Annotated in this window: 7 protein-coding genes; all 7 read left to right on the top strand. The window is 36.2% G+C overall.

Annotation, left to right across the window (positions count from 1 at the left end):
* Positions 1 to 379 precede the first annotated feature (379 nt).
* The 7 genes from OZP09_RS11455 (at position 380) to OZP09_RS11425 (ending at position 15,700) form a co-directional block, all read left to right on the top strand.
* Positions 380 to 3,511: a SusC/RagA family TonB-linked outer membrane protein gene (locus OZP09_RS11455; protein WP_281309413.1), complete on the top strand. Its 3,132-nt coding sequence runs from the start codon at positions 380 to 382 to the stop codon at positions 3,509 to 3,511.
* 11 nt (positions 3,512 to 3,522) lie between these two features.
* Complete coding sequence (locus OZP09_RS11450; RefSeq protein ID WP_269233808.1) at positions 3,523 to 5,097, top strand: RagB/SusD family nutrient uptake outer membrane protein; 1,575 nt, start codon at positions 3,523 to 3,525, stop codon at positions 5,095 to 5,097.
* Positions 5,098 to 5,118: 21 nt separating this feature from the next.
* Complete coding sequence (locus OZP09_RS11445; protein WP_269233807.1) at positions 5,119 to 6,495, top strand: hypothetical protein; 1,377 nt, start codon at positions 5,119 to 5,121, stop codon at positions 6,493 to 6,495.
* A 76-nt stretch (positions 6,496 to 6,571) separates the two neighbouring features.
* On the top strand, positions 6,572 to 9,055 hold the full coding sequence (locus OZP09_RS11440) for a glycoside hydrolase family 2 TIM barrel-domain containing protein (protein ID WP_281309412.1): 2,484 nt from the start codon (positions 6,572 to 6,574) through the stop codon (positions 9,053 to 9,055).
* A gap of 321 nt (positions 9,056 to 9,376) precedes the next feature.
* Entirely contained in the window at positions 9,377 to 11,776 is a 2,400-nt protein-coding gene (locus OZP09_RS11435) for a glycoside hydrolase family 31 protein (protein ID WP_281309411.1), read from the top strand.
* 201 nt (positions 11,777 to 11,977) lie between these two features.
* On the top strand, positions 11,978 to 13,984 hold the full coding sequence (locus OZP09_RS11430) for a glycoside hydrolase family 97 protein (RefSeq protein WP_281309410.1): 2,007 nt from the start codon (positions 11,978 to 11,980) through the stop codon (positions 13,982 to 13,984).
* Positions 13,985 to 14,143: 159 nt separating this feature from the next.
* Positions 14,144 to 15,700 carry a GH39 family glycosyl hydrolase gene (locus OZP09_RS11425; protein WP_269233804.1) on the top strand — a complete coding sequence of 519 codons (1,557 nt, stop codon included), beginning with the start codon at positions 14,144 to 14,146 and terminating at the stop codon, positions 15,698 to 15,700.
* The last annotated feature ends 10 nt before the right edge of the window (positions 15,701 to 15,710 follow it).

Here is a 15,710-nt window from a genome sequence, read left to right as displayed (position 1 = left end):
TAGGATTTTGTGGTTTTAAATATTTTATATGTAAAAATGTGTTTATTATTATTCTAAATACAAAAAAATAAGGGTAATTTTTTGTTAATATATAAAAATTCCCTACACTTGTAGTCAAATTAACCATAAGATAAGTGTATTTTGACCATAAGTTAATGACGTATCAGAAAAACTTACTGAGGAAGTTCTCGAATGATTCATGTGTATTTCATTAAAAAGTTCACCAAAGTCTATTTCATAAAAAATTCAACCTCAATACAGATAGAAATTTAGTAAACGGAGAATGTTAGCAGCTGACAAAAAAATGTGACAAATATTTAATGCGTGGTAATTAGATTAAAAACAACTAACAACAAACTTTAACCAATTATTAATGATTATGAAAAGCAATTATTGTATTAAACCAACAATGCTCCAGTTTTATCTGATGCTGTTGTTTAGCGTGTTTACGATGCAGTCGGGATTTGCACAAGAGCAATCCCAATTTGTAAGCGGAAATGTAAAATCGGCAGATGATGGAATGGGAATTCCCGGAGCAACGGTAGCAATTGAAGGAACCAAAAGAGCAACTTCAACAGATTTTGACGGGAATTTCAGGATTGAGGCAAAAACGGGTGATGTAATAGCCATCAGCTTTATGGGGTTCAAGACTCAGCGCTTAACTGTCGGAGTACAAAAGACAATTAATGTAACCCTGCAAACAGAATCGGCTGAACTTAAGGAGGTAGTCGTTATTGGATACGGGACACAAAAAAGAACAACAGTAACAAGTGCTATTACGCAGGTAAATGGTGAAAATCTGGCTAAAACCAATACAATCAATGCACTTCAGGGACTTCAGGGACAGGCAGCCGGACTTCAGATTACTTCTACTTCAGGGCAGCCTGGGGAAAAATTGAATGTAGTTATAAGAGGTTTAGGTACTACTGGAGGAAGCAACCCGCTTTACGTAGTTGATGGTATTCTTACGGGAGATATCACATATTTAAGTAATTCTGATATTGAATCTATTTCTGTTCTTAAAGATGCTGCTTCATCAGCCATTTATGGTTCGCAAGCCGCAAACGGAGTTGTTTTGGTAACAACTAAAAAAGGAAAGAGAGGTTCTCCGGGGAAAATTACTTTTGATCAGTATTATGGAGTTCAGTCAGTAGCCAGAAAAGTGGACTTGTTAGATGCGAGAGAATATGCGGTTATTATAAATGAAGCAGCAGTAAACTCTGGTAAAAATCCGTACTTTACTAATGATGAAATAAATGCATTAGGAAAAGGTACGAACTGGATGGATAAAATGCTGACGGATAATGCAGCTACTAAAAACTTTTCATTCGGTGCTTCAGGAGGTTCTGAGACTTCAGTTTATTCTACCTCATTGTCTTACTTAGGTCAGGAAGGAATTGTTGGAGGAAAGGATTTATCGAACTATGAACGTTACAATTTCAGATTCAATTCAGAACATAAACTCTATAAAGATGTACTTACTCTGGGGCAGAATCTAAGTTTTGCTTACGTTGACAAAAATGGTGTTGGTGTGGGAAATCAGTATAATAATTCCTTAAGAAGTGCTTTTCAGGTAAATCCATTATTACCAATGTATGACGCTGCAGGTAATTATTATGATACTACAAAAGACAGCCAACCATGGCTTGCCGGTATTGCAAATCCTTATGCATTAATGGATTATACGAATCAAAATGAAAGTAATAATCAAAAATTACTCGGTAATGTTTATCTACAGGTTGAACCCATAAAAAATTTAACATTTAAGACGACTTTAGGTCTTGATTATTATGTGTCTGAAGGACATTCTTATACTCCTGTTTATAGATTATCTATTTATGCAAACACTGCTTTTGATAAAGTGAATCAAAACATGAGCAAAAACAGAAGCATTACCTGGGATAATTTACTCGGATATAAATTCGATTTAGCCGGAAATCATCATTTTGAAGCCATAGCGGGAACCTCATATATTAACTATGCAGGAACTTCTGTAGAAGCAAATAATGCAGATTCTGTTTTTAACGATCTAGAGCATGCCTGGATTGATAATACTACTAATAAAGAAGGAGCTAAAATAACCATTAAGGGTAAAAAAGAAGAAAATTTATTAATGTCTTATTTTGGGAGACTGAATTATAATTTTAAAGAAACCTATTTGTTGAACGCAACGTTAAGAGCCGATGGATCTTCAAAATTTTCTCCCGGAAACCAGTGGAGTTATTTTCCATCAGTATCTGCTGGTTGGGTAATGTCTAATGAAGCTTTTTTGAAAGATTCACAAGCTATTAATTTTCTAAAATTAAGAGCAAGCTGGGGTCAGGTTGGAAATCAGGCTGTTGGGAACTTCCAATATTTAGCTGTAATGAAATCTAACAATACAAACTATATTTTCGGAGATAAAGAAGGAACTCTTACGCCTGGGGCTTATCCGGAAAGATATTCAAATCCTGATTTGCATTGGGAGACTTCTGAACAAATAAATCTTGGTTTGGATGCCCGATTTTTAAACAATGCTTTAGGTGTTACTTTTGATATTTATCAAAAAACAAATAAAGACTGGCTGATTCTGGCACCAGTTTTGGCAACTGCCGGGGCTAATCCACCTTTTATAAATGGCGGAGATGTGGTTAACAAAGGGGTTGAGTTAAGCCTTAATTATCAAAACAAAATTGGCGATTTTAATTATAGTGTTAGTGCAAACGGTGCTTACAATAAAAATACGGTTGGTCAGATACCCAATGTTGATGGTATTATCCACGGATTGAATAATGAACTTTATGACAATTCAGGTGAATTTTACAGAGCACAAAACGGATTCCCATTGGGTTATTTCTGGGGATATAAAACCGGAGGCGTTTTTCAGAATCAGGAACAAATTAATAATTATAAATCGGCAAATGGCGTAGTGTTACAGCCTGCTGCCGCTCCCGGAGATATCATCTATGTAAATACAAACGGCGATGATAAAATAGACGCTTCAGATAAAACAAGTATCGGAAATCCTAATCCTGACTTTACATTTGGGTTCTCTTTATCAGCAAATTATAAAGCTTTTGACTTTTCATTGATGGCAAATGGTGTGGCAGGAAATCAGATAGTACAATCTTACAGAAACCAATCCGGAGCTTATGGAAATTATACTTCCAGAATATTAAGCCGCTGGCATGGTGAAGGGTCTTCGAATACAATACCAAGGGTAACAGAAGACAATAGAAACTTTACACAATTTTCAGACTTATACGTTCAGGACGGTGATTTCTTAAGAATCAATACCGTTACATTAGGGTTTGATTTAGCGAAAATGAATCATTCCAAATCATTTTTTGCAAGTCAGTTCAGGATTTACTTCTCTGTATTAAACCTTTACACTTTTACGAAATATGACGGTATGGATCCTGAAATTGGATTTGGTTCTTCAAATGATGACCAAAAGTTTTCATCAGGCGTTGATGTTGGATATTATCCAAGACCTAGGACATACATGTTGGGATTAAATGTTAAACTTTAATAAATACGATAATGAAAAATACCTATTTATATATTTTCTGTTTGAGTTTATTGTCTTTAGGTTCCTGTGAATTAGAAACAGAACCTTTAACACAACAAACGGATATTAATTTTTATAAAACAACAGAGGATGCTTACAGCGCATTAGTAGGTTGTTATGATGGTCTGCAGGTAGCTACAGGAGCTTCAGGACTCGGTATTCCTGTAATTAGCGAGGTAATGTCTGATGATTGTTTTGGAGGAACCGGCGCCTCCGATGGTTACAATTATGCGTTGGTAGATGAATTTGATAAGAGCCGCTCCCCATCTGATATAGATTTGTTTAATGAAAACTGGAAAAGTTATTATAAGGCGTTATATCGTTGCAACGTTTTCCTGATGAAAATGGATCAGATTGACTGGAAAGGAGACACTGCTTTAAGAAATACTTACGAGTCTGAAACCAAATTTATCAGAGCTTATATCTATTTTGAAATGATACGTTTGTGGGGAAATATACCTCTATTGACAGCTCCTACCACAGAAAATGTTCCTCAGGCATCACCTGAAGATGTTTATAAATTAATCGCAGAAGACTTAGTATTTGCAGCAAACAATTTGCCAACAGCGGCATACAATTCTGTACCCAATGGAAGAATCACTAAATGGGCAGCAAAATCTTTACTAGGCCGTGTTTATTTATATTATACAGGATATTATGGAAAAACAGATTTAGTGGGTGTAGTAACAAAGGCTCAGGCTTTAGCACATTTAGAAGATGTAATTTCAGGGAGCGGACATGGGTTAGTAGATGATTTTTCTACTCTATGGCCTGCTGCTTCGGTTGAAAAATATGCAGGTGAAAGTAATAAAGAATTCATATTTTCTATAAAATATACTTATACAAGTGATTACAACGGTAATACGGATGGAAATCATTGGCTTGTATTGTTTGGCATGAGAGAATTTTCATCTTATCCATATGCACATGGATGGGGAGTAACAGTAAATTCAAAATTATGGAATGCTTATGATGCTAATGATACAAGACGTGTGGCAACAATAATTGGTATTGATGAAGAAAATATAGCATTTAATAAAATAAACAGTCAAAGAGAATATACTGGCTATTACAATAAAAAATATTGTCCAATGATTGATAAGGATGGAAAAGAACTTCCTATCGTTTTAGGAAGCCAGTTTTGGGATATTAGCCAGTTTCAGGATTACGTAGTATTGAGATATGCTGATGTTTTATTAATGGCAGCTGAATTAGGAAGCGGAAGCGCCCAGTCATATTTTGATCAGGTGAGACAAAGGGCATACAAATCTAATTTTACTCCTCTTGCGGTTACTCAGGATAATATAATGAATGAAAGACATTTAGAATTTGCTCTAGAAGGAGTCAGATATTGGGATTTATTGCGTCAGGGAATTGGTAAAGCATCATCGACTATTGCTGAAACAACGACCTTATTAAGCGGTGGTGTTGCTAATACAAAAACAATATCGGCAGCTAAAATTCAGGAAACAAAAGGATTACAGCAAATTCCTAATACACAGATTACATTATCTGGGAATGTTTTAAAACAAAATGCCGGCTGGTAATTTTAACTAAAAACTAAAGAAATGAAAAATATTAAAATAATAATTACAACATTTTTGACACTGGTATTCCTAATGTCATCTTGTTCACCAGATACCTATTCACTGGATGCAGTGACTGATAAGTCGGATATTGATTTTGAAATAAAACAGGATTTTGCAGTAGATCCGGGAGGGAATACGGTGATACTTACAAATAAAACCCCAGGAGTCGTATTAACATGGGATTATGGTACAGGTAAATCAAATAAAGCTACTGAAACGGTAAAATATGCTTTTAAAGGAAACTATACTATTAAAATCAAGGCAGTAACCGGCGGAGGTATTGTAGAGTTAGATCCTTACACTGTTACGGTTACTCAGGATAATTTAAATTATGTAAATGATCCTCTTTGGACAGCTTTATCCGGAGGAGTAGGAAAACAAAAAGTATGGATTGCCGACAATGGTAAATACGGTATGGCTCCTGGTGCAATGTCATATGCAGATCCAAATAAACCAGAATTACCAGTAGAGTGGAACAACTTCACACCAAACTGGGAACCGGAAGGTAATGCAAATTCAAGTACAGATGCTGATATGCACTGGGGAAGAACTATGACTTTCAGTCTTGAAGGAGGGCCATTCCTGAAAGTGCATGAACCTGATGGAACACTTAAAGAAAGCGGCACTTATTTCTTAGACATAAATACACATACCTTAACAACTACTGGAGCAACGATTCTAAGACCAGACAATTATATTGCAAACGCAAGCAATTGGAACAATAATATTAAGATTTTAAAGCTTACTGAAAATCAGTTACGAATTGCTATATTGAGAACAAATAGTGAGGGCCAATGGTGGTATATTTGGAACTTTGTCTCAAAAACATATGCTGACAGTTACGTACCGCCTGCAACAGGACCAACTTATGATGAGGGCTTCAACCCAAAATTTGCTCCTGGCGAATTATTAAAAATGCTTACTGGAGGCGTTGGTACGGGAAGAGTTTGGAATTTAGACGGGAAAGGAAATCCGATTGACTGGTTAGGAAAAGGAAAAGGCTGGACAACTGGTGCAGCAAGTTCATACAACTGGGGTTGGAATGACGATTGGGCAGCTGCAGCAGATAATTCATGGATCCGTTTTGATCAATTTGGAGGGAAACTTAATTATACCAGAAGTCAGGATGGCGCAGTAACGACAGGATTATTTACTATTGATGAAGAGAAAAATGAAGTTCATTTAGGAACAAATAAACTTATTCAAAATCCAACGAGCTGGATGAATCCATCGACTAATACTCTTAAAGTAGTGAAAGCATTCAATAATGACTACCTTACAAAAGGTATTTGGTTTGGAACATCTTATGATGCAGGTAAGGATGAATGGTTTGTTTTCCATTATATAATTCCTTAATAAAAAGATTATTAATTTAGTAGTAACTTGAGAGCAGTTTTAAAAGACTGCTCTTTGGTTATTAAATTTAAATGCTATGATTCAGCTTATTTCATCAAAAAAAATCGGATTACTTTTTGTTGCCTTGCTTTTAATAGCAGGTTGTAAAACCTCAGGTGATCAAAAATTTAATAACCGTAAAGTTTCTTTTAATTTAGATTGGAGTTTTCACCTTAATGACAGTCTTGTAGATAAAGATACTATCGGAACTTCAACAAAATGGAGAACTTTAGACGTTCCTCATGATTGGAGCATCGAGGGAAAATTTGATGAAAAAAGTCCGGCAGGATATGGTGGCGGATCGCTTAACGGAGGTTTAGGCTGGTACAAAAAAACATTCAAAGTGGCTGTAGAAGACAGCACAAAAATAACTTCGATCACTTTTGATGGTGTTTACAGAAACAGCGAGGTTTGGGTAAACGGACATTATTTAGGAAAACGTCCCAACGGTTATATTGGTTTTCAATATGAGATTACTCCTTACCTAAATTACGGAGATAAAAGCAACGAAATAATTGTTAAAGTTGACAATTCAAAACAACCCAATTCACGCTGGTATTCGGGTTCAGGAATTTTCAGAAATGTCTGGCTGGAAACCACAGATAAATTACACGTTGATCAATGGGGAACTTACGTAACAACTCCAAAAGTTACGGTTCAAAATGCTGATGTCAATATTGAAATAAGATTTCAGAATGAGCATTCAGAATCAAAAAAAATAAAAGTACTCACTACCATTTATAAAGATGATACTGAAGTAACATCAGCTACTCAATATATAACACTTACTCCAAAAAGCGGAACATTATACAATACGCAGATGCAAATTGAAAATCCGGTTTTATGGTCAGTTGAAAATCCGGAATTATATACTGCCGTTACAGAACTTTTACTCGATGATGAAGTTGTTGATCAATACAAAACGACTTTCGGAATCAGAGATTTTAAATTCGATTTGAATAAAGGTTTTATTTTAAATGGAAAACAAGTCAAAATAAAAGGAGTTTGTATGCACCACGATTTAGGTCCGTTGGGATCTGCAATCAATACGCGCGCCATTGAACGCCAGTTGGAAATTCTGAAAGAAATGGGTGTAAACGGAATCAGAACTTCTCACAATCCTCCCGCTCCGGAACTTCTGGATCTTTGCGACAAAATGGGTTTCATCGTTATGGATGAAGCTTTTGATATGTGGAAACAAAACAAAACCAAATACGATTACGCAAATGATTGGGACAAATGGCATAAACAAGACTTAATCGATCAATTGTTACGCGACCGAAATCACGCTAGTATTTTTATGTGGAGTATCGGAAATGAAATTCCGGAACAATGGAACGAAACGGGTATTGAAATCGCAAAAGAATTAGCAGCAATTACACGCCAATACGATAAAACAAGACCAATTACTGCAGGAATGAATCCGCCGGTAAATATGAATATTGATGATGTGACTTTACAATTTGAAAAAAAGAATGTTTCGATTAATCCGCTTGCTGGATCGGGAGTTTTAGATTTAATCGGATACAATTATGCGCATCAAACATTCGAATATCATCAAAAAAACTTTCCAAAAACTCCTTTCATAGCAACTGAAACCACTTCAGGTTTGCAGACAAGAGGTTATTACGATGCCATTTCAGACACCATCAAAAAATGGCCAGTAAGATGGGATCTTAAATTCACAGGAGGAAACACAGGAAATACGGTTTCAGCTTACGATCAGGTTCAGGCACCTTGGGGATCTACACACGAAGCTACCTGGAAAGTGATAAAAAAATATGATTTCCTTTCAGGAATGTATATCTGGACAGGTTTTGATTATATAGGAGAACCAACTCCATACGAATGGCCATCGGTAAGTTCTTATTTCGGAATTGTAGATTTAGCCGGTTTCCCGAAAGATGTTTATTATATGTACCAAAGTGAATGGACGAACAAAACAGTCCTTCACGTTTTCCCACATTGGAACTGGAAAGCCGGACAAACCGTTGATGTTTGGGCCTATTACAATAATGCAGATGAGGTTGAACTTTTCGTAAACGGAAAATCAGTTGGAAAAAGAGCTAAAAAAGGAGACGATTTACATGTAATGTGGAGAATTCCTTTTCAAGCAGGAACTTTAAAAGCGATTTCCCGTAAAGGCGGAAAAGTAGTTTTAGAAAAAGAAATTAAAACAGCCGGAAATCCTTCACAATTAAAATTAACTGCCGACAGAACTTCAATAAAAGGAGATGGGAATGATTTGTCTTTTGTAACAGTTGATATTTTAGATGACAAAGGAACTTTAGCGCCAAATGCCAATAACGAAATTAATTTTTCTTTAAAAGGAGACGGAAAAATAGTTGGTGTTTCCAGCGGAGATCCAGTTAGTCATGAATCGTTTAAAGGAAATAAACATACGGCTTTGGCAGGAAAATGTTTGGTGATTGTTCAATCTGGAGATAAATCAGGAAGATTAGAATTGACCGCTAAAGCGAATGGACTAAAACAAGACACAATCGTAATTACGGCAGAATAGAATACCACGTTCCTACAAGGTTTCCAAAAGAATTTAATGAACAGATTTTAAAAAGAAAATATAACCACAAATTACACGAATTCCCGTGAATTTTAATTTGTGCAATTGCTTCGCCTGTTCGCTATCGCTCGGGCTGTTGTAAAAAAATGAAACACATAGAAACATAGATTTTTGTTTCTAAAAAAAGAAAATGGAAAGAAACTAGTTTCTAACACATAGAGCTATGTGAATTTAAACAAATGAAATGCCTTTTTAACGCAAAGAAAAGCTATGATTCTATGTGTTTAAAAAAGGCTGTTGAATAAAAAATAAAAACAACCAATGAAAAAATCACATTTAAAAACCTTGTTTTCGATTTGCGCTTTTGGACTTCTAACAGTTCCAAACGCATCAGCACAAATTCAGAATGCAGACGTATTAAACGCACCGATCGACATCAGTAAAGATTTTCAGAATTACCTGAACACTTTTTATTTTGCCGATGAATTAGCTTCTTTTGATCCGGCAACAGGAAAAGGAACCATTAAATATTTGAGATACAACTACAAAACACGTCAGGCTTTCAACAATATGATGATGAAACCAGATGTGGAAAAAGCAAACGAATTCCCAACAACAGAATACGCAGAATCACCAGTTTTGCCTTTTGAAATTCAGTTTGTTTCTGATCGAACAGTTCGTATCAAAACCACTTCCGGACCACAGTTTCACCCACAAAAAGAATCATTAATGTTGGTTGACGGCGTTGCTCCGAATCACCCAGAATTATGGAAATATGCTAAAATCGAAGGCGGTCACAGCTATACAAGCAAACATGGGAAAGTCGAAATTTTGATCAAACCGTGGCACGTAAAAATCTACGATGAAAAAGGAAAACTTTTGACAAGTACGCTTCACGATACAGATTTTAAAAATACGTATACACCGACACTTCCATTTTCTTACGTTCGAAGAAATAGCGATTATTCCAGAAGTATGGGCGCTGCGTTCAGTTTAGAACCAGACGAAAAAATATTTGGCTGTGGAGAATCATTCACACAATTCAACAAACGCGGCCAAAAAGTAGTTTTATGGACGGATGATGCCAACGGAATCCAGAATGAAACGATGTACAAACCAATTCCGTTTTACATGAGCAGCCGTGGTTATGGGGTTTTCATGCATCATTCAACACCCATTACAGTAGACTTCGGAAAGTATTTTTCAAGTGCTAACGAAATGTACATTGGAGACGACGAAGCCGATTTGTTTTTCTTCATCGGAGAACCAAAAGACATTTTAGATCAATACACTAATTTGACTGGAAAAGCTGCAATGCCACCACTTTGGTCATTTGGTTTCTGGATGAGCCGTATTACGTATTTCTCAGAAAAAGAAGGGCGTGAGGTTGCCAGAGATTTGCGTAAATACAAAATCCCAACAGACGTAATTCATTTTGATACAGGCTGGTTTGATGTCGATTGGAGAAACAATTACGAGTTTGCAAAATCCCGTTTCCCGGATGCAACAAAAATGATGTCTGATTTGAAAAAAGACGGTTTTCAGGTTTGTTTATGGCAATTGCCGTATTTCACACCAAAAAATACATTGTTTCCAGAAATTATGGACAAGAATCTTGCAGTAAGAGACAGAAAAGGAAATCTTCCATACGAAGATGCGGTTTTAGATTTCTCAAATCCTGAAACTATCTCTTGGTACCAAGGAAAATTGAAAAAATTATTTGATGAAGGCGTTGCGGTTTTCAAAGTAGATTTTGGAGAAGCAGCACCGCCAGACGGAATTTACCATTCGGGAAGAACTGGTTTCTATGAGCATAATTTATATCCGTTACGTTACAACAAAGCCGTTGCCGAAATCACTCAGAAAGAAAAAGGATATACTTTAATCTGGGCGAGAAGTACTTGGGCAGGAAGTCAGCGTTATCCTTTGCATTGGGGAGGAGATTCTGAAACAACAAACGGAGCAATGTCGGCAGAATTACGCGGCGGACTTTCATTAGGTCTTTCAGGTTTCAGTTTTTGGAGTCATGATGTTGGAGGTTTCGCAACTAAATCTCCTGAGAATATTTACAGAAGATGGACACCATTCGGAATGTTGACTTCGCACGTAAGAAGCCACGGAGAACCGCCTCGCGAACCTTGGTTGTACAGCAAAGATTTCTTGGAAGGATTTAGAAAAGCAGATAATATGCGTTATGAGTTAATGCCATACATCTACGCACAAGCCAAAGAAAGTTCAGAAAAAGGTTTACCAATGATGCGCGCTTTATTCGTAGAACATCCAAACGATCCAGGAGCGTGGTTAGTTGACAATCAATATTTATTCGGATCAAGTATGTTGGTCGCACCGCTTTTTGAAGAGGTTGAAGAAAGAGATGTATATCTTCCAGAAGGAACGTGGATTGACTACCAAACTAAAAAAGTGTACCAATCAGGCTGGCATAAAATCAAAGCGGGCGAAATTCCGATTATTGTCTTAGTGAAAGACGGAACTGCAATTCCACATATCGGTTTAGCACAATCTACAAAAGATATGGATTGGAGCAAACTGACGTTGAAAGTTTTTGCAAGTGATAAAACAACTACCGCTTCCGCGAAAGTATACTTGCCAAATGGAGACGCTTTACAAGAAATAAAAGTGACTAAAAACGGAAACAATTTTGACGTAACAACAAATCCATTAAACGGAAAAACCACTTTCAAAACGGAGTGGGTTAAATAAAAAAGTTAGCCACGAATTGCACTAATTTTCACTAATTCAAGTTCGTGATCATTCGTGAAATTCGTGGCAAAAAAATATAGCCACAGATTAAAAGAATTAAAAAGATTTAAATCTGCTTAATCTCCAGAATCTGCGAGAAAAAAAGAAAAAAATCCTTTCGAATCATTTTAATCTGTGGCAAAAAACATAATTCCAAAAAACATGAAAAACTATCTAATTCTCCCATCCGTACTGCTTTCGATCATGATCGGGTACAGTCAGAAAACAAAAAATGCTTACGAACTGGCTTCACCAAACGGTCAGAATAAAATCAAATTTGAGTTAGTAAAAAATGCTCCAAAATATGGCGTTTCACACGGAAAAACCGAAGTGATCTCACCATCAGATATGGGATTTTTACTAAAAGGAAATGAAGATTTAAGTACCAATTTCGAAATCAAAGGAGCTAAAACTTCCACTTTTGATGAAACCTGGGAACAAGTTTGGGGAGAAAAGAAAAACATCAGAAATCATTACAATCAGTTAGTAGTCGATTTACAGCAAAAAACAGGAAACAAAAGAAAATTGCAAATCCAGTTCAGAGCTTTTGATGATGGAGTAGCATTTCGATATGTTTATCCAAAACAAAATATAAAAACGAAAGACAGTATTTTTATCATGGATGAAAAAACAACTTTCAATTTAAAAGAAGACGGAAAAGCATGGTGGATTCCGGCGTATAAAGAAAATCGTTATGAATATTTATACCAACAATCTCCGGTAAGTACGCTTGATACCGTACATACACCATTAACAATCGAAAGTAAAAGCGGATTGAAATTGAGTTTTCATGAAGCAAACTTAATTGATTTTGCCAGTACAACTTTGGTAAATACACAAGGAACCCAACTAAAAACAGATTTAGTACCATGGGCAGATGGAGTAAAAGTACGAGTAAAAGATACGTTTACATCATCATGGAGAACTATTCAAATTGCAGAAAATTCAGGAGATTTAATTGATTCTTATTTGGTTTTAAATCTAAATGAGCCAAACAAATTAGGAAATCCATCTTATGTAAAACCCTATAAATATTTCGGAATTTGGTGGGCGATGCATATAGGGAAATATACTTTTTGGGAAGGCGAAAAACAAGGAGCTACAACGCCACATGCCAAAGAATATATCGATTTTACAGCAAAAGAAGGTTTACATCATTTATTGATCGAAGGCTGGAACAAAGGCTGGACACCTGCCTGGTACGAAAACCGTATGCATATGTTCAGTTTTACACAAAGCGCCGATAATTTTGATCTGGAAAAAGTGGTTGAATATGGAAAAGAAAAAGGGGTAGAATTAATTGGTTATCATGAAACAGGTTCAAACCTGATCAATTACATGAAACAAATTGATGCCGGTTTTGCTTTATACAAAAAACTGGGAATTCATACGGTGAAAATTGGTCACGTAGGTTCAAAATTAAACATGAAAGAATGGCACCACGGACAATTTGGTGTGAATTATTTCAGATACGTTTTGCAAAAAGCGGCCGAATATGATTTAGCCGTTTTCTATCACGAACCAATAAAAGATACCGGAGAACGTAGAACATATCCAAATATGTTGGCCAGAGAAGCAGCTCGCGGGCAAGAATATAACGCTTGGAGCGAAGGAAATCCGCCAAATCATGTAGTGATTTTACCTTTCACCAGAATGTTATCCGGACCAATGGAATATACTCCTGGGGTTTTAGATGTTGAAATCAAACAAGGTTATCCGGGAAAAAGAGTGCACGGAACAACAGCGCAGCAATTGGCAATGTATGTTGCTTTTTATTCTCCAATTCAAATGTTAGCTGATTTACCTGAAAATTATAATGTACCTGCATTTCAGTTTTTAAAAGATGTTCCAACAGACTGGAAAGACACTAAAGTTTTAAATGCAGAAATAGGAGAATACCTGACAACCGTTCGTAAAGATGAAAATAGCGAAGACTGGTATTTAGGAAGTATGACAAATGAAAAAAGCAGGGATTTAACAGTTTCATTGTCTTTTTTAGATCCAAATGCAACATACGAAGCTCAGATTTACGCTGATGCAGAAGGAACAGATGAAACGCATAATCCGGAAGCCGTTGCCATTTCTAAGAAAATAGTGAAAGCAACAGATTCTTTAAAATTGCATTTAGGAGGTGCAGGCGGAACAGCAATTAGATTTAAAAAATTATAATCATTTCTATCTTCCGTAGGGTGTGAATCGTAGAGACGCACTGCAGTGCGTCTAACATGTAGTTAGACAATAAATATTTTGCCACAGATTAATAAGATTATCACAGATTAGAATCCTTTCAAATCTTTTAATCTGTGGCAAAAAACAAATCATTTCCAGATGAAAAAACTTTTAATAGCAGCAGTTTTAATCAGTTCAGTCCATTTATTTGGGCAAACCCGGACGATAAAAGTAGATTACAACAAATCGGCCGGAAAGTTAAACACCATGTTTAAAGAATGCATCGGAGCGGGAAGAGCAAACGAAGGTCTTCGCGCCGACTGGCAGCAGCAATTAGCATTGGCAAAAAAAGAATGCGATTTTAAATACATTCGTTTTCATGGTTTATTGTCTGATGATATGGCGGTTTATCGTGAAGATTCAAAAGGAAATCCGGAATACAATTATCAATACGTTGACGTTTTGTTCGATTATATTCTGAGTCTGAAAATGAAACCGTTTGTTGAATTAGGTTTTATGCCGAATGCATTGGCAAGCGGACCAGAAACGATTTTTTGGTGGAAAGGAAACGTAACGCCTCCAAAAGATTATAAAAAATGGGAAGATTTAATTAAAAATCTAACCCAGCATTTTACAGAAAGATACGGAGTTGAAGAAGTAAAAACATGGTATTTTGAAGTTTGGAACGAACCGAATCTTTCGCCAGGATTCTGGACAGGAACTCAGGCAGAATATTTCAAATTATACGATTATGCGGCGCGTGGTGTAAAAGCGGTCAACAAAGCATATAAAGTTGGCGGACCAGCAACGGCAGGAGCAGGTTGGGTTCCAGAAACTATTGATTTTTGTGCCAAGAACAATGTGCCGATGGATTTTGTTTCAACGCATACGTACGGAGTAAATCAAGGATATTTAGATGAATTCGGAACTTCGGGAACCGTTTTGAGTCCAGATGAAAATAGTATTAGCGGCGACGTTATTAATTCGCGTAAGCAAATCACCAATTCGGCTAAACCAAATTTAGAATTGCATTATACAGAATGGAGTTCATCTTACACGCCGGCAGATCCAATTCACGACAGTTATCATTCGGCAGCTTATATTTTGCAGAAATTAAAACAAGTTGGAAATGCAGCGACTTCAATGTCATATTGGGTTTTTACCGATATTTTTGAAGAACCGGGACCAAGATTTACACCATTTCACGGCGGTTTCGGATTGTTGAATACGCAGGGAATCAAAAAACCAGCGTATTTCTCGTATCAGTTTTTAAACAAATTGGGAGAAACAGAACTTCAAAATTCAGATAAAACATCATGGACAACCAAAAACGCAAAAGGAGATGTGCAGCTTTTATTTTGGGATTTTACCAATACGCATCCAGGCGAAAAAGTTTGGAATCAGACCTATTATGTTCAGGATCTTCCATCAAAAGAAAAAGGAATCGTTAAAGTTGAAGTTGACGGATTGCAGAAAGGGAAATATACTTTAGAAATCTATAAAGTAGGTTACAAAGTAAACGATGTTTATGCCGATTATCTGGCTTTGAATAAACCAAGTCAGTTAACGCGTGAACAAGTGAATGCCATGAAAAAGAAAAATAACGCCGACCCGATTGCAACAGAAAAAATCACAATTGATGCAAAAGGAACTTTTAGCAGAGAATTCAAAATCAATGAAAACGACGTTGTTTTTCTTAATTTAGTTAAACAATAAATTAAAAAAT

Origin of the sequence: Flavobacterium flavigenum (assembly GCF_027111255.2) — a bacterium.
Lineage (GTDB): Bacteria > Bacteroidota > Bacteroidia > Flavobacteriales > Flavobacteriaceae > Flavobacterium > Flavobacterium flavigenum.
The sequence above is the reverse complement of the archived record's forward strand: the minus strand, read 5'-3'. Positions and strand labels throughout refer to the sequence as shown.

Bases quoted from the DNA above. Each gene is read 5' to 3' on its own strand.
- OZP09_RS11455 (WP_281309413.1), top strand. From the start codon at position 380: ATGAAAAGCAATTATTGTATTAAACCAACAATGCTCCAGTTTTATCTG.
- OZP09_RS11450 (WP_269233808.1), top strand. From the start codon at position 3,523: ATGAAAAATACCTATTTATATATTTTCTGTTTGAGTTTATTGTCTTTA.
- OZP09_RS11445 (WP_269233807.1), top strand. From the start codon at position 5,119: ATGAAAAATATTAAAATAATAATTACAACATTTTTGACACTGGTATTC.
- OZP09_RS11440 (WP_281309412.1), top strand. From the start codon at position 6,572: ATGATTCAGCTTATTTCATCAAAAAAAATCGGATTACTTTTTGTTGCC.
- OZP09_RS11435 (WP_281309411.1), top strand. From the start codon at position 9,377: ATGAAAAAATCACATTTAAAAACCTTGTTTTCGATTTGCGCTTTTGGA.
- OZP09_RS11430 (WP_281309410.1), top strand. From the start codon at position 11,978: ATGAAAAACTATCTAATTCTCCCATCCGTACTGCTTTCGATCATGATC.
- OZP09_RS11425 (WP_269233804.1), top strand. From the start codon at position 14,144: ATGAAAAAACTTTTAATAGCAGCAGTTTTAATCAGTTCAGTCCATTTA.